Source organism: Cellulomonas wangsupingiae (genome assembly GCF_024508275.1).
In the GTDB taxonomy this organism is placed as follows: domain Bacteria; phylum Actinomycetota; class Actinomycetes; order Actinomycetales; family Cellulomonadaceae; genus Cellulomonas; species Cellulomonas wangsupingiae.
Genome location: NZ_CP101989.1, coordinates 556,010 through 576,886, shown reverse-complemented (window position 1 = coordinate 576,886; position 20,877 = coordinate 556,010). Strand labels below are relative to the sequence as shown.

18 protein-coding genes are annotated in these 20,877 nt (G+C 74.0%); 11 read left to right on the top strand and 7 right to left on the bottom strand.

All coding sequences use genetic code 11. The annotated features are described in order from the left end of the window. The first annotated feature begins 325 nt into the window (after nucleotides 1-325). Nucleotides 326-1,474 (top strand): zinc-dependent alcohol dehydrogenase, encoded by a 1,149-nt coding sequence (locus NP075_RS02835; protein ID WP_227566282.1) that lies wholly within the window; start codon nucleotides 326-328, stop codon nucleotides 1,472-1,474. A 15-nt stretch (nucleotides 1,475-1,489) separates the two neighbouring features. Continuing rightward, nucleotides 1,490-2,050 (top strand): hypothetical protein, encoded by a 561-nt coding sequence (locus tag NP075_RS02830; protein ID WP_227566283.1) that lies wholly within the window; start codon nucleotides 1,490-1,492, stop codon nucleotides 2,048-2,050. Between the two features lie 13 nt (nucleotides 2,051-2,063). Here NP075_RS02830 and NP075_RS02825 read toward each other — a convergent pair whose 3' ends face one another. Beyond that, the gene (locus NP075_RS02825; RefSeq protein WP_227583007.1) at nucleotides 2,064-3,092 is read right to left on the bottom strand and encodes a family 43 glycosylhydrolase; all 1,029 of its coding nucleotides are present in this window, start codon (nucleotides 3,090-3,092) and stop codon (nucleotides 2,064-2,066) included. Between the two features lie 164 nt (nucleotides 3,093-3,256). Here NP075_RS02825 and NP075_RS02820 point away from each other — a divergent pair, with 164 nt between their 5' ends. The 3 genes from NP075_RS02820 to NP075_RS02810 all read left to right on the top strand — a co-directional run bounded on the left by NP075_RS02820 (nucleotide 3,257) and on the right by NP075_RS02810 (nucleotide 6,043). After that, nucleotides 3,257-4,051: an exodeoxyribonuclease III gene (locus NP075_RS02820; protein WP_227566284.1), complete on the top strand. Its 795-nt coding sequence runs from the start codon at nucleotides 3,257-3,259 to the stop codon at nucleotides 4,049-4,051. A gap of 88 nt (nucleotides 4,052-4,139) precedes the next feature. Further along, complete coding sequence (locus tag NP075_RS02815; protein WP_227566285.1) at nucleotides 4,140-5,435, top strand: DUF4190 domain-containing protein; 1,296 nt, start codon at nucleotides 4,140-4,142, stop codon at nucleotides 5,433-5,435. A gap of 116 nt (nucleotides 5,436-5,551) precedes the next feature. Then, nucleotides 5,552-6,043, top strand: coding sequence for a hypothetical protein (locus tag NP075_RS02810; RefSeq protein ID WP_227566286.1), 492 nt, complete (start codon nucleotides 5,552-5,554; stop codon nucleotides 6,041-6,043). A 7-nt stretch (nucleotides 6,044-6,050) separates the two neighbouring features. Here the strand turns inward: NP075_RS02810 and NP075_RS02805 are convergent, their stop codons facing one another. Together NP075_RS02805 and clpB are read right to left on the bottom strand one after the other, a co-directional pair. Further along, nucleotides 6,051-6,749, bottom strand: a complete 699-nt coding sequence (locus NP075_RS02805) for a DedA family protein (protein ID WP_227566287.1) — start codon at nucleotides 6,747-6,749, stop codon at nucleotides 6,051-6,053. A gap of 133 nt (nucleotides 6,750-6,882) precedes the next feature. Continuing rightward, nucleotides 6,883-9,483, bottom strand: coding sequence for an ATP-dependent chaperone ClpB (gene clpB, locus NP075_RS02800; protein WP_227566289.1), 2,601 nt, complete (start codon nucleotides 9,481-9,483; stop codon nucleotides 6,883-6,885). Between the two features lie 195 nt (nucleotides 9,484-9,678). Between clpB and NP075_RS02795 the strand changes: the two genes are divergently transcribed. Continuing rightward, a complete protein-coding gene (locus NP075_RS02795; RefSeq protein WP_227566290.1) occupies nucleotides 9,679-10,335 on the top strand; it encodes a histidine phosphatase family protein in 657 nt (218 codons plus the stop codon). A 63-nt stretch (nucleotides 10,336-10,398) separates the two neighbouring features. After that, nucleotides 10,399-11,406 (top strand): alpha/beta hydrolase, encoded by a 1,008-nt coding sequence (locus NP075_RS02790; RefSeq protein WP_227566291.1) that lies wholly within the window; start codon nucleotides 10,399-10,401, stop codon nucleotides 11,404-11,406. Here NP075_RS02790 and NP075_RS02785 read toward each other — a convergent pair. Beyond that, nucleotides 11,369-12,313, bottom strand: a complete 945-nt coding sequence (locus tag NP075_RS02785; RefSeq protein ID WP_227566339.1) for a cation diffusion facilitator family transporter — start codon at nucleotides 12,311-12,313, stop codon at nucleotides 11,369-11,371. The genes NP075_RS02790 and NP075_RS02785 overlap by 38 nt on opposite strands. Before the next feature lie 236 nt (nucleotides 12,314-12,549). On the opposite strand from NP075_RS02785, the gene NP075_RS02780 reads away from it, so the two are divergent. Genes NP075_RS02780 through NP075_RS02770 form a run of 3 tightly spaced genes read left to right on the top strand, consistent with a single transcriptional unit; the run spans nucleotide 12,550 to nucleotide 14,793 of the window. Then, the gene (locus NP075_RS02780; RefSeq protein WP_227566292.1) at nucleotides 12,550-13,329 is read left to right on the top strand and encodes a VOC family protein; all 780 of its coding nucleotides are present in this window, start codon (nucleotides 12,550-12,552) and stop codon (nucleotides 13,327-13,329) included. A gap of 22 nt (nucleotides 13,330-13,351) precedes the next feature. Then, entirely contained in the window at nucleotides 13,352-14,077 is a 726-nt protein-coding gene (gene trmB, locus NP075_RS02775) for a tRNA (guanosine(46)-N7)-methyltransferase TrmB (RefSeq protein WP_227566293.1), read from the top strand. After that, nucleotides 14,074-14,793: a LysR substrate-binding domain-containing protein gene (locus NP075_RS02770; protein WP_227566294.1), complete on the top strand. Its 720-nt coding sequence runs from the start codon at nucleotides 14,074-14,076 to the stop codon at nucleotides 14,791-14,793. Before trmB ends, NP075_RS02770 begins: the two co-directional genes overlap by 4 nt. A gap of 140 nt (nucleotides 14,794-14,933) precedes the next feature. Here NP075_RS02770 and NP075_RS02765 read toward each other — a convergent pair whose 3' ends face one another. The 3 genes from NP075_RS02765 to NP075_RS02755 all read right to left on the bottom strand — a co-directional run bounded on the left by NP075_RS02765 (nucleotide 14,934) and on the right by NP075_RS02755 (nucleotide 19,329). Then, nucleotides 14,934-17,417, bottom strand: coding sequence for a glycogen/starch/alpha-glucan phosphorylase (locus NP075_RS02765; protein ID WP_227566295.1), 2,484 nt, complete (start codon nucleotides 17,415-17,417; stop codon nucleotides 14,934-14,936). Between the two features lie 137 nt (nucleotides 17,418-17,554). Beyond that, the gene (locus NP075_RS02760; protein ID WP_227566296.1) at nucleotides 17,555-18,358 is read right to left on the bottom strand and encodes an ABC transporter permease; all 804 of its coding nucleotides are present in this window, start codon (nucleotides 18,356-18,358) and stop codon (nucleotides 17,555-17,557) included. Then, nucleotides 18,355-19,329: an ATP-binding cassette domain-containing protein gene (locus tag NP075_RS02755; RefSeq protein WP_227566297.1), complete on the bottom strand. Its 975-nt coding sequence runs from the start codon at nucleotides 19,327-19,329 to the stop codon at nucleotides 18,355-18,357. The genes NP075_RS02760 and NP075_RS02755 overlap by 4 nt, the downstream gene beginning before the upstream one ends. Nucleotides 19,330-19,589: 260 nt before the next feature. On the opposite strand from NP075_RS02755, the gene NP075_RS02750 reads away from it, so the two are divergent. Continuing rightward, nucleotides 19,590-20,873: an MFS transporter gene (locus NP075_RS02750; protein WP_227566298.1), complete on the top strand. Its 1,284-nt coding sequence runs from the start codon at nucleotides 19,590-19,592 to the stop codon at nucleotides 20,871-20,873. The last annotated feature ends 4 nt before the right edge of the window (nucleotides 20,874-20,877 follow it).

Sequence of the window (20,877 nt, the reverse complement as noted above, 5' to 3'; positions counted from 1 at the left end):
GCGTGCTGGAGCTCTTGCCGGTGGAGGAGCTCGTGCCGGTGGAGGAACATGGCATCTCCGTGACCCGTCACCGAGTGACGTGAATGGGGGGGATGCGGTCGCAGGGGGAACCCGGGTCGGGCGCCGCCCGGCGAGACGCCGTGGGCGCCGACGGGCTTCCTCCGCCGGTGCGGTACGAGCGACCCGGCGTGATGCCCTGGTCCCTCGTCCACCTCGACCCTAGGCGCCCACGGACGATGCCGCACGGCGAGGGCGGAGCGGCCTGCGGATGCGCTCCGCGCCAGACCTGCGCACCCTTGAGGCCACCCGACGTGGAGGAGACCCGATGCGAGCGATGGTCTACCGCGGGCCCTACAAGGTCCGCGTCGAAGAGAAGGACATGCCGGCGATCGAGCACCCGAACGACGCGATCGTCCGAGTCGTGCGCGCTGCCATCTGCGGCTCCGACCTGCACCTCTACCACGGGATGATGCCGGACACGCGCATCGGTCACACGTTCGGTCACGAGTTCGTGGGCGTCGTCGAGCAGGTCGGTCCGTCCGTGCAGCACCTGCAGGTCGGTGACCGCGTGATGGTGCCGTTCAACATCTACTGCGGCACGTGCTTCTTCTGCGCGCGCGGGCTGTACTCCAACTGCCACAACGTCAACCCCAACGCCACGGCCGTCGGCGGCATCTACGGGTACTCGCACACCACGGGCGGGTACGACGGCGGCCAGGCCGAGTACGTGCGCGTGCCGTTCGCGGACGTCGGCCCCTCGAAGATCCCCGAGTGGCTGAGCGACGACGACGCGGTGCTGATGACCGACGCGCTGGCCACCGGCTACTTCGGGGCGCAGCTCGCGGACATCGTCGAGGGCGACACGGTCGTGGTGCTCGGCGCCGGGCCCGTCGGCCTGTTCGCGGCACGGTCCGCGTGGCTCATGGGCGCCGGGCGCGTCATCGTCGTCGACCAGCTCGAGTACCGGCTGGAGAAGGCGCGCGAGTTCGCGTACGCCGAGACGCGCAACTACCTCGAGCACGACGACATCGTCGTCGAGATGAAGAGGACCACCGACGGGCTGGGCGCGGACCGGGTCATCGAGGCGGTCGGCGCGGAAGCCGACGGCAACCTGATCCAGCACGTCACCGCCGCGAAGCTCAAGCTGCAGGGCGGCTCCCCCGTCGCGCTCAACTGGGCGATCGACGGCGTGCGCAAGGGCGGCACGGTCTCCGTCCTGGGTGCGTACGGGCCGATCTTCTCGGCCGTGAAGTTCGGTGACGCGCTCAACAAGGGCCTGACGCTGCGCATGAACCAGGCCCCGGCGAAGAGGCAGTGGCCCCGCCTGCTGGAGCACATCCGCTCCGGCTACCTCACACCGAGCGACGTCGTGACCCACCGGATCCCGCTGGAGCACATCGCCGAGGCGTACCACGTGATGTCGTCCAAGCTCGACGGCTGCATCAAGCCGCTGATCATCCCGTCCGAGGACTGAGAGGGACCCGCGACCATGCCCTACACCGCCGACAAGCCCCCGCTCCCCGAGACCCCCGAGCAGCTGCGTGCGCGCATCCCGGGCTGGGGCGCCGACCTGGACCCCGCCGACCGCCCGCAGGTCCCGCGGGAGCGGTTCGACCTGCCGACGGGCGCGCACTGGGACTTCCCGGACCGGCAGCCCGAGACGTACCCCCGTGAGCGGTCCATCGAGCACGAGATGCTGACGCCCGTCTTCGGCACCGCGCAGCCGCCGCACGGCCTGGCGGGGCGGATCCGCCGCTACTCCTACGAGCGCTTCAGCGAGGGCCGCGCCGCGCACTGGCTGCTGCTCATGGCGGCCGACCGGGTCGACGCGGCCGGCGCGCACCTGCGCTCGATGGCGACCCTGCGGCCGGACAACCCGATCACCGAGACCGGCGTGCTGTCCGAGCTGCACCGGCACCCGGTCGCCTCACGCCGCGGGCGCGTCGACGTCCGCCACCAGGTCCTCGACCCGCTGATCGTCGGCGGTCCGTGGATCGTCGGCGCGGCGGTGGCCCTGATGACGGTACGCGCGCTGCGACGTCGCGGCTGACGGCCGGCCCGCGTCAGCGCGGGTCGGCCGTCAGCCGGCCGTCGGGGTGGACGGTCAGCGGCGCGATGCGCACGTTGCGCAGGTGGTCGCGGCCCGAGGCCTGGGCATCGTGGTAGAGCAGGTACCAGCGCTCGCCCATCCGGACGATCGAGCCCTGGGTGGTCCACCCCTCGACGGGTTCGAGCACCGTGCCGCGGTAGGTGAACGGCCCGTACGGGGAGTCGGACGTGGCGTGCACGAGCGTGCGGGCGGCGCCGGTCGAGTAGAGCAGGTGGTAGACGCCGTCGATGCGCGAGACCCACGGCCCCTCGAAGAACCGGCGCGGGTCGCCCTGGGTGAGGGCGCGGCCGGCGTCGTCCGTGACGACGACCTCGCGCGTCGGCTCGGCCAGCGCCAGCAGGTCGTCGGTGAGCCGCGCGACGCGCGGGCCGATCGCCGGGGCGTCCGGCGCCGGGTAGGCGTCGACACCGGTGTAGGTGTCGCCGTCCCAGCGCTGCAGCTGGCCGCCCATGATGCCGCCGACGTACAGGTACGCGCTGCCGTCGTCGTCGGTGAGCACGGCGGGGTCGATGCTGCCGACGCCGGCGATCGGCTCCGGCTCGGCCACGAAGGGCCCGGTCGGCGTGGACGACGTCGCGACCCCGATCCGGAAGACGCCGTCGGCGTCCTTGGCGGGGAAGAACAGGTAGAACGTGTCGCCGCGGCGTGCGGCGTCGGGCGCCCACATCTGGCGCGCGGCCCACGGCACGTCGTCGACGTGCAGCACCCGGTCGTGCTCGAGGGCCGGCCCGCCCACGTCCCGCAGCTCGATCACGCGGTAGTCGCGCATGTCGTAGTGGCTGCCGTTGTCGTCCTTCGGCGTGCCCGTCTCCTCGTCGTGCGACGTGTAGACGTACAGCACGTCGTCCCAGACGTGCCCCGAGGGGTCGGCGGTCCACACACCCTCGACGAGCGGCCCGTCCACCGGCGCGACCTGGTCCGCCGTGCCGTCCCCACCCGTGCGCGACGCGTTCTCGACGCTCGCGCCCACTGCGCTCACCACGTGCCGACCACCTCTTCCAGAGCCGCCTGCCCCCGGTGGGTGCGACGCGTCCGCACTTTACCGTCGCGCGCGCCGCGGGTGTTGCGCCGGATGTCCCGAAAGTCCCCGCTCCCGGGCTCGACGACGGTCGAGCCTGTCGGGGGGCGCCGGTAACCTCGGGCGCCATGCGCCTCGCGACCTGGAACATCAACTCGATCCGCGCCCGGCTGGACCGTGCCGTGGCCTTCGTGGAGCGCACGGGGGTCGACGTGCTGGCGCTGCAGGAGACCAAGGTCAAGGACGAGGCGTTCCCGCGCGAGCCCTTCGAGGCGCTCGGCTACGAGGTCGCCACGCACGGGTACTCGCAGTGGAACGGCGTCGCGATCCTCTCGCGCGTGGGCCTGACCGACGTCGAGCGCGGCTTCCCGGGCCAGCCGACGTGGGGCGACCCGGCCGCGGTCGAGGCGCGCGCGCTCGGCGCCACCTGCGGGGGCGTGCGGGTGTGGAGCCTGTACGTGCCGAACGGCCGTGAGATCGGCGACCCGCACTACACCTACAAGCTGGACTGGCTGGCGGCGCTGCGCGACGCGGCGCAGGGCTGGCTGTCCGCCGAGCCGGACGCGCAGGTCGCGATGGTCGGGGACTGGAACATCGCGCCGCTCGACACCGACGTCTGGGACATCGGGCTGTTCGCGGGCCGCACGCACGTCACGCCGGCGGAGCGCGACGCGTTCGAGGCGATCGCGCGCGCCGGGTACACCGAGGTGTCCCGCGTGCACGCGCCCGCCGAGCACACGTACACCTACTGGGACTACCAGCAGCTGCGCTTCCCCCGCAACGAGGGCATGCGCATCGACCTCACCTACGCCAGCCCCGCGCTGGCCGCGCGCGTCACGGGGGTGCGCATCGAGCGCGACGAGCGCAAGGGCAAGCAGCCGTCCGACCACGTCCCCGTGGTGCTCGAGGTCGACGCCCCGTGACGCGCGGCGCGCCCGGGAGGGTGGCCGCGGGCGCGAGGTGCGGCCCGCACCGCCCCTCGCGCGCCCACGCTCGGCTAGGTTGCCGTCCATGACGCCCGACGACCGCGCGCCCGAGCCTCCGCAGGAACCGGCCGCGCCACCGGTGCCGGGGCCGCCGGCCGTGGACCCGTCCACGGCGAACGACTCGGCGACCTGGGGTACCACCGCCTCACCCGTGTACGCGGCCGGCGGGCACGACACCCAGCCGCTGCCGCGGGGCGGGTATGCCGCGGGCCGGCACGACACGCTGCCGATCGCGACCGGAGTGGGGATGACGCAGCCGCTCGCGACGGTCCCGCCGGCACCCCCGGCCGTCGTCCCGGGGCACCCGGCGGCGTCGGCCGCGCCACCCGTGCACGGAACCCCGCCGACGCCCCCCGGCCCGCCGACGGCACCCGGCTACGGGGCCGCACCCGGCTACGGCACGCCGCCCGGTCACGGCGCCGGTCCCGGCTACGGACCTGGCCCCGGCTACGGCACACCGCCCGGCACGGGGGTCATGCCCGGCTACGGCACGCCGCCCGGCGCGCCGGTCCGGCCGTACGGCTGGACCCCGCCCGTCCCGACCGACGGCCTCGCGGTCGCGTCGCTGGTGACGTCCGCCGGTGGGCTGCTGCTGCTGGCGGGCCTCACCGGGCCGATCGGCGTCGGGCTCGGGATCGGCGCCCTCGTCCGCATCCGGCGCACGCGCGCGCCCGGACGCGGGCTGGCGATCGCCGGCATCGTCGTCGGCGCGGTGGGCACGGTCGTGATCGCCCTGCTCACGTGGCTCGTCGTCGCGCTCGTGCAGTGGGGCAACGCGACGGCGCAGCAGGCCACGGACACGTTCGGCGGGCAGGACGAGCTGGGCAAGGAGCTCGAGGGCCTGCTGGAGGACCTGGGCAGCGGCAGCGGCAGCGCGCCCGGCGACCTGTTCGGCGAGGACCTGTTCGGCGACCTCGGCGAGGAGGGCAAGGGGACGGGGACCCTGCCGCCGTACGCGCTCCCCCAGGACGTCGCGGTCGGCACGTGCTGGCAGGCGCTGCCGGAGTACTACGACCTGTCCGACGCGGTGGTCGTCCCCTGCACGGACCTGCACGACGTCGAGGTGGTCGCGCACGTCACGCCGACGGGCGCGCCGGCCACGGACCTGACGGCCGAGGACCCCGTCCTCGCCGAGGCCCTGGACCGGTGCGAGGCCGCCGTCGCCGCGATCGACCCCGGCCTGCTGGTGTGGGGGGCCGTCGACGTGTGGCTGCCCCACCCGGACCAGGTGGCCGCCGGGCAGCTCGTCGGCTACTGCGTGCACGAGGACACGTTCGGCAGGACGGACTCGCTCGTCGCGCCCTCCGGGGTGGCGTCCTGAGCCCCGTCGACGACGACGTCCCCGACGTCCCCGAGGACCCGAACCCGCCGACGTACTACGCCGACGGGTGGCAGGAGGCTGCCGACGCCCGGACGCGCGGTCGACGGCGCGTCGTCGTGGGATCCGCCGTGGCCGGTGCGGTCGTGCTGCTCGCGGTCGGGGCGGTCGTCGGGACGCAGGCGGTCACGGACGCGCGCACGCGCCCGCTGCCCCCGGACGTCTCCGTGCCCACCGACGCGTACGCCGTGCAGCTCGTCAGCGGCTCGTGCCTCGCCGAGCTGCCGGCGGACGGTGAGGTCGGCCGCGTCCGCGTCGTGCCGTGCTCCGAGGCGCACGCGGCGCAGGTCGTCACGCAGTACGCGTTCGACCCCGCCGGGGTGTGGCCCGGGCAGGACGGTGCGCACGCGCGGGTCGCGCGGGCGTGCGTCCTGAGCGACGAGGAGGTCGCGGCGGGCGTGCGCCTGGTGACGTGGGCACCGACCCGGTCGGGGTGGTCGGACGGCGACCGCACCGGGCTGTGCGTCGCGGTGCCGACGAGCCCGGTGACGGGGTCGTTCGTCGACGGCACCGTGGCGCCGGCCGAGGGCGCGGCGACGCCCTCGGGGTGACCCGGGGTCAGGCCCCGACGTTCCCGGTCCGCGGTGCGCGCGCCGCGCGGCGCCGCTCGCCGCGTGTGCCGGTGCGCGTCCAGACGAACCGCACGAGCACGACGGCGATGACGAGGTACACGGCCGCGTTGAGCCAGTCGCTGTAGCGGCCGACGTCGCTCCACCGGGAGCCGAGCAGGTAGCCGACCCACACGAGCCCGCCGTTCCACACCGCGGACCCGACCAGCGTGTAGAGCGTGAACCGCACGACGCCCATGCCCTCGACACCGGCCGGCACGGAGATGAGGCTGCGCACCACCGGCACGCAGCGGCCGATGAGGACCGCCGCGCCCCCGTGCCGGTCGAACCACCGCTCGGCCTGGTCGAGGTCCTCGGCCTCCATGAGCGGGATGCGCTCGAGCCAGCGGCGGATCCGCACGCGCCCGACCCAGGCGCCGAGCCCGTACAGCAGCCACGCGCCCACGACGGCACCGATCGTCGCGGCGACGATCGTCCAGGTCAGGGACATGTCACCCTGCGACGCGACGTACCCGGCGACGGGCAGGACCACCTCGGACGGGATGGGCGGGAAGAGGTTCTCGAGCGCCACGAGCAGCCCGACGCCGACGGGCCCGAGCGACTCGATCACGGACACGACCCACCCGGCGAGCCCGGTCAGCTCGGTCCCGGATGCGGCCGCGGCCAGGGCGGCGGTCGTCACGAGCATGCTTCCGCATGCTGCCACCCGCGTCCGCGCCCCGCAGGTCGACCCCACCCGCCGAGCGCGGTACTCGACCGCCGAGCGCGGGCGAGACGAGCACCGCGCTCGAGCGTCGAGTACCGCGCTCGGCGGGGGTGGGTCAGTGGGTGGGGGTGAGCGTCAGGCCGCCCTCGCCCAGGTCGACGTGCAGGGTGTCGCCGTCGCGGATCTCGCCGGCCAGCAGGCTGCGGGCCAGGCGGTCGCCGATCTCCTTCTGGACCAGGCGGCGCAGCGGACGGGCACCGTACGCGGGGTCGTAGCCCTCGAGGGCGAGCCACTCGCGCGCCCCCTCGGACACGTCCAGCGTGAGGCGACGGTCGGCGAGGCGACGGCCCAGCGACTCGACCTGCAGGTCCACGATCTGCCCGATCTCCTCGATCGACAGCGCGTCGAACAGGACGATGTCGTCCAGCCGGTTGAGGAACTCCGGCTTGAACGCCGCACGCACGGCCCCCATGACGGCGTCGCGCTTGGCGGCGTCGTCCAGCACCGGGTCCACGAGGAACTGCGACCCGAGGTTCGACGTCAGCACGAGGATGACGTTGCGCAGGTCCACGGTGCGGCCCTGCCCGTCGGTCAGCCGGCCGTCGTCGAGCACCTGCAGCAGCACGTCGAAGACCTCGGGGTGCGCCTTCTCGACCTCGTCGAGCAGCACGACGGAGTACGGGCGCCGCCGCACGGCCTCGGTGAGCTGGCCGCCCTCCTCGTAGCCGACGTACCCGGGGGGCGCGCCGACGAGCCGCGCGACCGAGTGCTTCTCGGCGTACTCCGACATGTCGATGCGCACCATGGCGCGCTCGTCGTCGAACAGGAAGTCCGCGAGCGCCTTGGCCAGCTCGGTCTTGCCGACGCCGGTGGGGCCGAGGAACAGGAACGAGCCGGTGGGCCGGTCGGGGTCGGAGATGCCCGCCCGGGCGCGGCGCACGGCGTCGGACACCGCGGCGACGGCCTTGCGCTGGCCGATGAGCCGCTCCCCCAGCACCTCCTCCATGCGCAGCAGCTTCTGCGTTTCGCCCTCGAGCAGGCGGCCGGCGGGGATGCCGGTCCAGGCGGCGACGACCTCGGCGACCTCGTCGGGGCCGACCTTCTCGGCGATCATCGGCGTCGCCTCCACCGCCAGGTCCGCGTCCTCGGCGGCCTCGGACGCCTCCGCGTCGGCGATCTCCTTCTCGACGGTCGGGATCTCGCCGTACAGCAGCCGCCCGGCGGTCGCCAGGTCGCCCTCGCGCTGGGCGCGCTCGGCGTCGGCCCGCAGCTGGTCGAGCCGCACGCGCAGGTCACCGACCCGGTTGTGGCCGGCCTTCTCCTTCTCCCACCGCGCGTTGAGCGACGCGAGCTCCTCGCGGCGGTCCGCGAGGTCGGCGCGCAGCCGGGCCAGGCGCTCGACGGAGGCGGGGTCGTCCGCCTCGGACAGCACGACCTCCTCCATCTCCAGGCGTGTCACGGCGCGCTGCAGCTCGTCGATCTCGACCGGCGAGGAGTCGAGCTCCATGCGCAGGCGCGACGCGGCCTCGTCGACGAGGTCGATGGCCTTGTCGGGCAGCTGACGGCCGGTGATGTAGCGGTCGGACAGGGTCGCGGCCGCGACCAGCGCGGAGTCCGCGATGGTCACCTTGTGGTGCGCCTCGTAACGCTCCTTGAGCCCGCGCAGGATCGCGACGGTGTCCTCCACGGACGGCTCGCCGACGAACACCTGCTGGAACCGCCGCTCGAGCGCCGGGTCCTTCTCGATGCGCTCGCGGTACTCGTCGAGCGTCGTCGCGCCGACCAGGCGCAGCTCGCCGCGCGCGAGCATCGGCTTGAGCATGTTGCCCGCGTCCATCGCGCCCTCGCCGCCGGCACCCGCGCCGACGACCGTGTGCAGCTCGTCGATGAACGTCACGACCTGCCCGTCGGACGCGGTGATCTCCTGCAGGACGGCCTTGAGCCGCTCCTCGAACTCGCCGCGGTACTTGGCGCCCGCGACCATCGACGCGAGGTCGAGCGACACGAGCTTCTTGTCACGCAGCGACTCGGGCACGTCGCCCGCGACGATGCGCTGCGCGAGCCCTTCGACGACCGCCGTCTTGCCGACGCCGGGCTCACCGATGAGCACCGGGTTGTTCTTGGTGCGCCGCGAGAGCACCTGGATGACGCGGCGGATCTCGGCGTCGCGGCCGATCACCGGGTCGAGCTTGCCGTCACGCGCCCGCTGGGTCAGGTCGACGCCGTACTGCTCGAGCGCCTTGTACGTGCCCTCGGGGTTGGGGCTGGTGACACGCGCGCTGCCGCGCACGTTCGGCAGCGCGGCGAGCAGGGCGTCGCGCGACGCACCGGCGGCCCGCAGCGCGTCGGCCACACCCGACTGCCCGGCCGCGAGCCCGATCAGCAGGTGCTCGGTCGACACGTAGTCGTCACCGAGGCTGCGCGCCTCGGCGTTCGCGGCCTCGAGCGCGGCGGCCGCCTGCCGGGACGCGGACGGCTGCGCGACGGAGGCGCCGGACGAGGACGGCAGGTTGACGAGGATGCCGCGCACCGCGCGACCGAGCGCCCCGCGGTCGGCACCGACCGCGTCGAGCAGCCCGTTGGCGACGCCGCCCTCCTGCCGGAGCAGGGCGTCGAGGATGTGGGCCGGCTCGAGCTGCGGGTTGCCGGCAGCGCTCGCGGACTGGATGGCGTCACCCAGCGCCTCCTGCGAGCGGGTGGTGAACTTCGCGTCCAATGAGACCTCCCTGTGCGGTGTCCGCACGTCGACGTCATGCCTCCTGGGTCAACGGACTCCGAAGTTGAGTCTATTCCGCTCAAGTTCGGCCGCCAACCGGCGCGCAGCCGTCACCCGGGCGTCACGCCGGCGTCGCCGGGACGACACGCCACGCGCCTAGCGTCGGGCCGACCACCGAGAGAGAGCAGGGCACCGATGACCCTCACCATGACGCTCGTCCGCCACGGCCGTACGCACTTCAACGCCCGCCGCATCCTGCAGGGCCGCTGCGACTCACCGCTCACGCGCGACGGCCGGGCCGGCGTCCGCGCCACCGCCCGCCACCTGGCCGCGACACCGTTCACGGCCGCGTGGTCGTCGCCGTCGGGACGTGCCGTCGCGACGGCCGTCGAGCTGCTGCGCCCCCACGCCGAGGTGCCGTTGCGCACCGACCGCGGGCTGCTCGAGTACGCGTTCGGTGTCTACGAGCAGCGGCCCGAGCGGGTCCTCGACGACGTCGTCGCGTGGCCGGAGCTCGTCACCGACGTGCTCGCCGGCACGCACCCCGGGCTGCCGGGCGGGGAGCCGGCCGCCGACTTCATGGCCCGCACCCGCGACGTGTTCGCCCGCATCGCCGCCGAGCACGACGACGGGCACGTGCTCGTGGTCGGCCACGGGCTGGCCCTGGGCGCGTACCTGGCGACCGTCGACGAGGTCGGCCTGGTGCCGCTGCCCAACGCCTCGGTGTCGACGGTCGAGGTCGACGCCGACGGGACCGCCCGCATCACCGGGCTCGCGCTCGACGTCGCCGGTCAGGGGCACGTCGCCGCACGGCCGATGCGGACGCCGACGCCGGTGCCGTCGGTCGCCTGAGCGGCGCGGCCCGGCCCGGACGCCCTGCCGCGCCGGCGACGGGCCGCGTGCGAGGATCACCGCGTGGACGACGACGTGGACGCCCGCCCGGCACGCGACCGGTGGGACGCCGAGCGCACGGACGTGCTCGGGGACCGCTGGCGCGCGCGCACACTGCACCTGCGGCCCGACGCGGTCACGCGCCGCACGGGCGTCGACCCGGTGGCCACCCTCGTGCGCAGGGTCCCCGACGGCGCCCCCACGCGGCGCGCCGTGCTCCACCTGCACGGGTTCGTCGACTACTTCTTCCACCCGCACGTCGGTGACGCGCTCGCCGCGGCCGGGTACGACACGTACGCGCTCGAGCTGCGCGACCACGGGCGCTCCATCCGGCCCGGGCGGCCGCCCAACGAGACCACGGACCTGGCCGTCTACACCGAGGAGATCGACGCGGCGGTCCGCGCGCTGCGGGCGGACCACGACGTCGTCGTGCTGCTCGGCCACTCCACCGGCGGGCTGACGGCCGCGCTGTGGGCCGAGGCGCGCCGCGGCCTGGGCCTGGTCGACGCGCTCGTGCTGAACTCCCCGTGGCTGGACGTGCGCGGCACGCTGTTCGAGCGCACCGCGCTGGCCCGCGCGGTCCATCTCGTCGCGGGGCCGGTGCCGCGCCTCCCGGTGCGCCGCATCGCGCCGTACTACGGGCGGGCGCTGCACCGTGACACGGGCGGCGAGTGGGACTTCGACCTCGCCTGGAAGCCGCACGAGGGCTTCCCGGTGCGCGCGGGCTTCGTCCGCGCGGTGCGCCGCGGCCACGCGCGCGTGGCCCGGGGACTCGCGGTCGACGTGCCCGTGCTGGTCCTCGCGTCCGACGCCGCCGGCCCGCACAAGGTCGGTCACGACGCGCTGCTGCGCACCGACTCCGTGCTCGACCCGGCGCAGATCGCCCGTCGCGCGCACCGGCTGGGGGACGACGTCACGTTCGTCGAGGTCACCGGGGGCGCGCACGACCTGGCCCTGTCCACCCCGCCCGTCCGCGAGCGCTACCTGCGCGAGGTCACCGACTTCCTGGCGTCCCGCCTGCCGACGGGCTGACGTCCGGCGGCAGGAGCGACGGCTCCCCCGGCTCGGCGAGCGAGAGCACGGCGCCGACGACCCCGGGCGACGCCCGGACGGCGGCCTCGACCTCCGCGAGCCGGTGCGACGCCTCGGCCTCGTCCGGGTTGCCCACCAGGTCGACCGCCCCGACGAGCACGACCCGGCGCGCCCCGACGAACTCGATCCGCAGCTGCGTGACCCGGGCGACCTGCGGCATCTGCAGGAGGGTCCGCAGCGCGGCCGCCTGCACCTCGGGATCCACCGTCTCCCCCACGAGGAACCGCAGGTTGCGCACGATGAGCACGTAGGCGACGACGGCGAGCAGCAGCCCGACGAGGATCGACCCCAGCGCGTCCGGCACGGCCGAGCCTGTGACCTGGTTGGCCACGATCCCGGCCGCGGCGATGACGAGCCCGACGAGGGCGGCCGCGTCCTCGAAGAAGACGGCCCGCACGGTCGGGTCGGACGTGGCCAGGACGTGCTCGAGCAGACCCCGGTCCCGCCTGCGCGCCTCGCCCCGGCTCTGCCGCCACGCCTGCCGGAACGACACGCCCTCCAGCACGAACGCGACCGCCAGCACCGCGTACGCGACCCCGAAGTCCGTCGCCGGCTCGGGGTCCGCCAGCTCGTGGAGGCCGTGCGTCACCGACACGCCCGCCCCCACGGCGAACAGGCCGATCGCCGCGAACATCGACCACACGTACACCTCGCGGCCGTACCCGAACGGGTGCGAGACGTCGGCCGGCCGGTCGCCCCGCCGCTGCGCGACGAGCAGGAAGACCTCGTTGCCCGTGTCCGCCCAGGAGTGCGCGGCCTCGGCCAGCATGGACGCCGCCCCGGTGATCACGGCGGCGGCCGTCTTCGCGGCCGCGATCAGCGCGTTCGCGAGCAGCGCGAGGACCACGGTGACGGTCGACTCCTCACCCCCGCCGGCGTCCCGCGCGCCGCCGCGACGCCCGGCACGGCCGTGGCCACGGCCCCCCGCGGGCACGTCCTGCGCGCCCGGTCCGGGCGAGGTGTCGGGTGTCACACCCCCGGCCTAGCACGTCCACCCGTGGTGCGCGACGCGGGCCGCGGTGGTTGGCTGTGCTCGCCCTGCCGCGGACGCCCGTCCGCCCCCGACCCCGGAGGACCCCCACCATGACCGTCTGCACGAGCCCGTGGCCCGCCGGTGTCCCCGGCTGGGCGGACATCACCGTCACGGAGCTCGGGCCCACCCAGCGGTTCTACGGCGGGCTGCTCGGCTGGCAGCTGAGCATCGGCGGCCCCGAGACCGGCGGGTACGTGACGGCCACCGTCGACGGGCACGTCGTCGCGGGGATCAAGGTCGCCGACGTGCCGCACCCCGCGGGCTGGTGCGTGTACCTCGCGACGGACGACCTCGCGCAGAGCGTCGCGCAGGGCGTGGCCGCCGGCGGGACGGTCGTCGTCGACCCGGTGACGGTGCTCGACCTGGGGCGCCTCGCGGTGCTGGCCGACCCGACGGGCGCCGTCGTCGGCCTCTGGGAGTCCGGCACGCACACGGGCTGGGAGCTGACCGAGGTCCCCGGCGCGTACGTGTGGGCGGAGCAGATGTCGCACGACCCGGTCACCGCGCGCCGCTTCTACACCGCGCTGTTCGGCTACGAGCAGCAGGACATGAGCGCACCGGACTTCACGTACACGTCGCTGTCCGTCGGCGGGACGCCCGCCGCGGGCATCGGCGGGTACGGGCCCGGGGCCGGCGACGTGCCGGCCGCCTGGACCTGGTACGTCGAGGTCGAGGACGCCGACGGCATCGCCCCGCGCGTCGCCGAGCTCGGCGGCGAGGTCGTCAGCGGGCCGGAGGACACCCCGTACGGGCGCATGCTGCTGGTCCGGGGGCCGGCGGGCGAGGTCGTCGCGCTGCTGCAGCCGCCGCTCGAGGACATCGTCGCCTGACACGGTGCGTAGGGTGGGCGGCGTGCAGCCCGACGTGTTCACCCACCGCGCGTCCGGCCCCCACGAGCCGCTCCGGACGTTCCACCCCCGCCGCTCGCCGCTCGGCACGGACCGCGCCGACGCGCTGACCCGCCTGTTCCCCCGCTGGGGGTTCTCGGTGGACGACCCCCGCGTCCCGCCGCCGCGCACGCGCGACGGGTGGCTCGACCCCCTCGCGCTCTACGGGCGGGACGCGCCCCTCGTCATGGAGATCGGGTCCGGGATGGGCGACGCGACCGCGGCGATGGCCGCGGCCGACCCGGGCCGTGACTGGCTCGCGGTCGAGGCGCACCTGCCCGGCGTGGCGGCGCTGCTCCTGCTCGTCGAGCGGCTGGGGCTGACCAACGTGCGCGTCGCCCACGGGGACGCGCTGCGCCTCCTGCGCGCCGACGTGGCGCCCGGCAGCCTCGACGCCGTGCACGCGTTCTTCCCCGACCCGTGGCCCAAGGCCCGGCACCACAAGCGCCGCCTCGTACAGCCCGCGCACGTCACACTGCTGCGCGACCGCCTGCGGGTCGGCGGCACGCTGCACGTCGCGACCGACTGGGCGGACTACGCCGAGCAGATGCGCGACGTGCTGACGGCCGACCCCGACCTGGTCGGCGGCGTCGTGCCCCGACCCGCGCACCGGCCCGTCACGCGCTTCGAGCAGCGCGGCCTGGACCTCGGCCACGACGTGACCGACGTCGTCGTGCGGCGGGTCCGATGAGGCTGCTCCTGGTGCCCGGCACCAGCCCGGACCGGTGGGCGCGGGTGTGGCGCGAACGCCTGCCGGACGACCCGCTCGACGTGGTGCACGGCTCGCCGTCGGACGCCGTCGGCGCCGTGCTGCGCGGGGACGTCGACGCGGCCGTGCTGCGCCTGCCGCCCGCCGGGGCCGCCACGCCGCCCGCGGGCCTGCCGGCCACGACCCCGAGCACGGCCACCGGCTGGGCGGTCGTGCCGCTGTGGACGGAGCAGAGCGTCGTCGTGGTCCCGAAGGAGCACGTGCTGACGGTCGTCGAGGAGGTCGACGTCGCGGACCTGGCGGGCGAGACCCTGCTCGTCCCCGCCGACGACGTGCTGGGCTGGCTGCCGCCGGGCGTCGACGTCGTCGAGGTGCCCGACGTGCCGACCGCGGCCGACCTCGTGGCCGGCGGGAGCGGCGTGCTGGTGGTGCCGCACGCGCTGGCCCGGCTGCACGACCGCAAGGGCACCGAGGTGCGGCCCGTGCCCGGCGCACCGGGGTCACCGGTCGTGCTCGTGTGGCGCACCGACCACGAGCACCCGCACGCCCAGGAGCTCGTGGGCATCGTCCGCGGCCGGACCGCCGGCAGCTCGCGCGGCCGCGACACCGCCGAGCCGGCCCCCCGACGGGCGCCGGCGCCGGCCCCGTCCCGCCACGGCTCACCCGCGGGACGCTCGCAGCCGCGTCGCCGCCGCTGACGCTCCCGCACGCGACGTCGCGCCGAGCATCCGGCGGGTGACCCGTCCCGACCTGCCGAGGCGCACGGGTGACGACGCACCGCGGCCCCGGTCCCCGCGACGTGGTCGCGGGGGCCGGGGCCGGGTGGGCGCCGGTCGGCTCAGCGCGCGTGGACCGGCTGCGAGTGCCAGATGCGGTCGATGTAGTCCCACATCGAGCGGTCGGAGGAGAAGAACCCCGAGCGGGCGACGTTGAGGATCGCCGAGCGCGTCCACGCCTCGGTGTCCCGGTAGGCCGCGTCCACCCGGTCCTGGGCGTCCAGGTACGACTGGAAGTCGGCCAGGACGAGGAACCGGTCCTCGTGCAGCAGGTTGGACACGATGGGCTCGAACACGGTGCGGTCGCCGTCGGCGAAGGCCCCGGACGCGATGCGGTCGATCGCGCGCCGCAGCAGCGGGTTCTCCTCGTAGTACCGCGACGGCTGGTACCCGGCCGCGACGATCTTCTCCACCTCGGGCTCCAGGAGCCCGAACAGGAAGAAGTTGTCGTCGCCGACCAGCTCGCGGATCTCGACGTTCGCGCCGTCGTCCGTGCCGATGGTCAGCGCGCCGTTGAGGGCGAACTTCATGTTGCCCGTGCCGGACGCCTCCTTGCCGGCCAGCGAGATCTGCTCGGAGAGGTCCGCCGCCGGGATGAGGGTCTCGGCGAGGGTCACGTTGTAGTTCGGCGGGAAGACGACGGTGAGCGCCCCCTTGACGCGCGGGTCCGCGTTGACGGTGCGGCCGACGTGGTTGATCAGGCCGATCGTCTGCTTGGCCATCTTGTAGCCGGGGGCCGCCTTGGCGCCGAACGCGAACACCCGCGGGGGGATCGACGTGGGGTCGAGCTCACCGGTGATGATCCGCTCGTACAGCGACACGATGTGCAGGACCTTGAGGGTCTGGCGCTTGTACTCGTGCAGGCGCTTGACCATGACGTCGAGCATCGCGTCGACCGGCAGGGTGACGCCGTCGCGGCGCTGCAGCAGCGCGTTGAGCCGCACCTTGTTGTGCGCCTTGACGTCCCGGAACTTCTGCCGGAACTCGGGGTCGTCGGCCAGCGGCTCCATCTCCCGCAGCCGCTCGAGGTCCGTGATCCAGCCCGGGCCGATGGCGTCGGTGATGAGGTCCGACAGCGCCGGGTTGGCCAGCCGGATGAAGCGGCGGGGCGTGACGCCGTTGGTGACGTTCGTGAACTTGTCCGGCCAGTACTCGGAGAAGTCCGGCAGCACCTTGTCCCGCAGCAGCTGGGAGTGCAGCGCGGCGACGCCGTTGACCTTCGAGCCCGCGATGGTGGCGAGGTACGCCATGCGGACCGAGCGCTCGGGGTACTCGGCGATGATCGACATGCGGCGCAGGCGCAGCTCGTCCCCGGGGTACCGCTGCGCGACCTCGGCGAGGAAGTCGTCGTTGATGCGGTAGATGATCTCCAGGTGCCGCGGCAGCAGCTTGCCGAGCAGGGCGACCGGCCAGACCTCCAGCGCCTCCGGCAGCAGCGTGTGGCAGGTGTACGCGAAGCACTGGCGCGTGACGGCCCAGGCCTCGTCCCAGTCCCACTTCTTCTCGTCCACGAGGATGCGCATGAGCTCCGGCACGGCGATGACCGGGTGCGTGTCGTTGAGCTGGAAGATGATGCGCTCGGGCAGGCCGTGCAGGTCGAAGTCCTCCGGCAGGACGTTCTCGACGAAGTCGCGCAGCGAGCAGGCCACGAAGAAGTACTGCTGCTGCAGCCGCAGCTCCTTGCCCTGCGGCGTCGAGTCCTCGGGGTACAGGACCTTGGAGATGTTCTCGGCGAACGTCTGGGCGCGCACCGCGTCGACGTACTCGCCGGAGTTGAAGATCGCGAGGTCGAACGCGTTCGTCGCCTGGGCGCTCCACAGCCGCAGCGTGTTCACGCGGCCGTTCTGGTAGCCGGGGACCATGTAGTTGTACGGCACGCCGAGGACGTCCCAGGCGGGCACCCAGCGGGTGCGCTCGACGCCGTCGTCGTCCGTGTACTTCTCCGTCGAGCCGCCGAAGTGCACGGTGACCGCTGCCTCGGGGTGGGGGAACTCCCACGGCGCGCCGAGGGACAGCCACGTGTCCGGCTGCTCCACCTGCCACCCGTCGACGAACGTCTGGCGGAAGATGCCGTACTCGTAGCGGATGCCGTAGCCGATGCACGGCACGCTCATGGTCGCCAGGGAGTCGACGAAGCACGCGGCCAGGCGGCCCAGGCCACCGTTGCCGAGCCCGGGCTCGACCTCCTGCTCGCGCAGCTTCCCGAGCTCGATGCCGAGGGACGCGAGGCCCTCCTCGACGATCTCCGTCATGTCGGTGGCGATCAGCGCGTTGTCGAGCTGACGGCCCAGCAGGTACTCGGCCGACAGGTACGCGACCGACTTGGCCTGGGCGTCGCGCTGGCGGCGCAGCGTCTCGAGCCAGCGGGCCATGAGGTACTCACGGACCGTGCGCGCGAGCGCCAGGTACTGGTCGTTGACGCTGGCACGCTCGAGCGTGACCCCCTGTCCGAAGTTCAGCTCGCGCAGGAACTCCTTGACGAAGCCCTCGACGGAGTGCTGCGGCGCGGCCACTGGTGCGGTGCCGTTGGTACGGTTCTCAGTCACTTGCGCAACGGTAGTTCCCCCATCCGCGTCCGACCAGGCCAAGAGGCCTTCCCCCGGACGCACGAACCTCCCAGACCGCGCGTTTCGCGGCGTGTCGTACGCCACGTCTCATTCATCTCTCATTCCACCGCCCGTCCTCAGCGCGACGTGCGGCGGTACCGCGCGATCGCGAGCGGTGCGAACACCACGAGGATCAGCACGACGCACACCAGGGTGTACGCCACGGGGTTCTGCATCGACCACGCGTCGGGCACGGCTGCGTCCGGGCTGGTGTTGCCGAACAGCTCGCGGCACGCCTGGGTCAGCGTCGAGACGGGGTTCCACTCGACGACGCGACGCAGCGGCTCCGGGAACGACTCGAGCGGGACGAACGCGTTCGACACGAACGTCAGCGGCATGATGACGATGAACGACGCGTTGTTGATGACCTCGACGCTGGGCACGAGAACCCCGACGAGGGCCATGATCCAGCTCACCGCGTAGGCGAACACCAGCAGCAGCCCGAACGCCGCGGCCGCCTCCAGGACGGTGCCGTGCACGCGCCACCCGACGAGCAGACCGGTGAGCGCCATGATGACGAGCGAGAGCACGTTGTACACGACGTCGGACGCCGTGCGCCCGGCGAGCACCGCGGACTGCGACATCGGCAGCGACCGGAACCGGTCGAGGATGCCCTTCTGCATGTCCTCCGCGATGCCGGCACCCGTGAACGTCGCCCCGAAGACCACGGTCTGAGCGAAGATCCCCGGGATGAGGAACTCCCGGTAGCTCACGCCGTCCCCCGGGTCGATCGCGCCGCCGAAGACGTACGCGAACAGCAGCACGAACATGATCGGCGAGATCAGGACGGCGACCAGGATCTCCGGGACGCGCAGGATCTTCAGCAGGTTGCGCTTGGCGACGACGTGCGTGTCGACCACCGTGCGGGCCAGCGTGGTCATCGGGCCACCCCCGCCGGCACGGGGACGTCCTCCGCGGGCCGCCCGGTCAGGGTGAGGAACGCGTCGTCGAGCGTCGGGCGCCGCAGCCCCGCCTCGAGGACGGCCACGCCCTCGGCGTCCAGCCGGTCCAGCACGCGGCGCAGCGCGTACGTGCCGTCGGCGACGGCGACCGACAGCGCGCGCCCGTCGCCGTCGGTGTGGACCTCGTCCCCGGACGCCACGTCCGCGAGCGCCGCGCGGGCCGTGGCGGACGCCGCCGCGTCGGCCAGCAGCACCTCCACCCGCTCGCCGCCGACCTGCGCCTTGAGCTCGTCGGCGGTGCCGCGGGCGATCGCGCGCCCGTGGTCGATCACGACGATGGCGTCGGCGAGGCGGTCGGCCTCCTCCAGGTACTGCGTCGTGAGCAGGATCGTCGTGCCCGCGCGCACCAGGTCCGCGATGACGTCCCACATCTGCAGGCGGCTGCGCGGGTCGAGGCCCGTCGTCGGCTCGTCGAGCACCACCACCGGCGGCTCGGCGACCAGGGCGCACGCCAGGTCCAGCCGGCGGTGCATGCCGCCGGAGTACGTCTTGGCGGGCCGGCCGCCCGCGTCGGCCAGGTCGAAGGCTCCCAGCAGGGCGTCCGCGCGGGCCCGTGCCCGGCGCCGCGGGAATCCGTAGAGCCGTCCGATCATCTCGAGGTTCTCCGCGCCGGTGAGGTTCTCGTCGACCGCCGCGCTCTGCCCGGACAGGCCGATGCGCTGCCGCACCTGCTCGGGCTCGCGCAGCACGTCCGCACCCGCGACGCGGGCCGAACCCTCGTCCGGCCGCAGCAGGGTCGTGAGGATCCGCACGGCGGTGGTCTTGCCCGCGCCGTTGGGGCCCAGCAGGCCCATGACCGTGCCGGCCGGCACCTCGAGGTCCAGACCACGCAGCGCCTCGACCGTGCCGTACCGCTTGACCAGCCCTGTGGCCGTGATCGTCGCCGTCATCGTGCCCCCGTCCCATGCGCCCCGTCGTCGTGCGCCCGTCGTCACCGACCGTCCCGTCCCGTACCGACCGGCCGCGGTGCCCGGGCTCGTCGCCCGCACGTCCGATGCTGCACCCGCCCACCGACACGGACCGCCACAAACCGCATGACATCCCCGCCGGCGCCGGGTGAGCATGACGACATCGCCCGGCGCCGCCCGATGAGTCCCACCGCCCCGCGTGGTCTACCCCGCGACCACCCCCGACCCTGCAGAGGCCTGCCATGACGACCTCCACCGACCGCCCCCGCTGGCGTCGTGACGTGTCGGTGTTCCTCACCGGACAGACGTTCTCCCTGCTCGGCTCGATGCTCGTGCAGTACGCGATCCTGTGGCACCTCGCCCTCGAGACCCGCTCGGGCGCGGTCATGGCCGTGTACGCCGCCGTCGGCTTCCTGCCGCAGGCCGTGGTGTCCGTGTTCGGCGGCGTGTGGGCCGACCGCCTCGACCGCCGCGCGCTCATCATCGGCGCGGACGCGACCATCGCCGCGACGACGCTCGGGCTCGCGCTGCTCCTGCTGTCCGGGTACGACGACCTGTGGCTGCTGTACGTCGCCGCCGCGATCCGCTCGGCCGGCGCGGGCATCCAGACCCCGGCGGTCGGCGCCCTGCTGCCGCAGATCGTCCCGACGGACAAGCTCATGCGCGTCAACGGCATCAACGCCACGATCCAGTCGGCCATGATGCTGGTCGCGCCGGCGCTCGCCGCCGGCCTGTACGCCTGGGCGTCGATCGAGGCCATCTTCTTCGTCGACGTCGTGACCGCGCTCATGGGCATCGGGCTGCTGCTGCTCGTCCCGGTGCCGCGCCTGGTGCGCCCCGACCAGGTCGCGGGCGTCCGCGGCTACCTCGCGGACCTCGTCGGCGGGGTGCGGTACGTCGCGACGACGCCGTTCGTCCGCTGGGTCCTGGCGATGTGGGGCATCGTCTTCGTGCTGATCGTCGCGCCGTCGTTCCTCACGCCGCTGATGGTGGTGCGGACGTTCGGCGAGGAGGTGTGGAAGCTGACGGCCAACGAGCTGGCCTTCAGCATCGGCATGACCCTCGGCGGCGTGGTCGTCGCATGGTGGGGCGGCCTGCGCAACCGCGTGCACACCGTGGTCCTCACGACGGCGCTGTTCGCGGTGCTCAACGTCGGACTCGGGCTCTCGACGAACATGTGGGTGTTCTTCGGGTTCATGTTCCTCATCGGCCTGGGCGTGCCGTTCTTCTCGACACCGACGATGACGGTGCTGCAGGAGAAGGTCGAGCCGGAGCGGCAGGGGCGCGTCTTCGGGTTCGTCGGCATCGTCATGGCCGTCGCGATGCCGCTGGGCATGGCCGTGTTCGGGCCGCTGGCGGACCGGTTCACGATCCAGTCGCTGCTGGTCGCCGCGGGCGTCGCGCTCATGCTCGTCGTGGTGGCGGGCGTCGCGCTGCCCTCGGGGCGGCGGGCGATGGCCGAGGCCGCGGTGCCGGAGTCCGCGGACGTGTCCCCCCTCACGGACGAGCCGGCACGTCAGGGCTGACGCG

Bases quoted from the DNA above. Each gene is read 5' to 3' on its own strand.
- NP075_RS02835 (WP_227566282.1), top strand. From the start codon at position 326: ATGCGAGCGATGGTCTACCGCGGGCCCTACAAGGTCCGCGTCGAAGAG.
- NP075_RS02830 (WP_227566283.1), top strand. From the start codon at position 1,490: ATGCCCTACACCGCCGACAAGCCCCCGCTCCCCGAGACCCCCGAGCAG.
- NP075_RS02820 (WP_227566284.1), top strand. From the start codon at position 3,257: ATGCGCCTCGCGACCTGGAACATCAACTCGATCCGCGCCCGGCTGGAC.
- NP075_RS02815 (WP_227566285.1), top strand. From the start codon at position 4,140: ATGACGCCCGACGACCGCGCGCCCGAGCCTCCGCAGGAACCGGCCGCG.
- NP075_RS02805 (WP_227566287.1), bottom strand. From the start codon at position 6,749: ATGCTCGTGACGACCGCCGCCCTGGCCGCGGCCGCATCCGGGACCGAG.
- NP075_RS02795 (WP_227566290.1), top strand. From the start codon at position 9,679: ATGACCCTCACCATGACGCTCGTCCGCCACGGCCGTACGCACTTCAAC.
- NP075_RS02780 (WP_227566292.1), top strand. From the start codon at position 12,550: ATGACCGTCTGCACGAGCCCGTGGCCCGCCGGTGTCCCCGGCTGGGCG.
- NP075_RS02770 (WP_227566294.1), top strand. From the start codon at position 14,074: ATGAGGCTGCTCCTGGTGCCCGGCACCAGCCCGGACCGGTGGGCGCGG.
- NP075_RS02760 (WP_227566296.1), bottom strand. From the start codon at position 18,358: ATGACCACGCTGGCCCGCACGGTGGTCGACACGCACGTCGTCGCCAAG.
- NP075_RS02755 (WP_227566297.1), bottom strand. From the start codon at position 19,329: ATGACGGCGACGATCACGGCCACAGGGCTGGTCAAGCGGTACGGCACG.
- NP075_RS02750 (WP_227566298.1), top strand. From the start codon at position 19,590: ATGACGACCTCCACCGACCGCCCCCGCTGGCGTCGTGACGTGTCGGTG.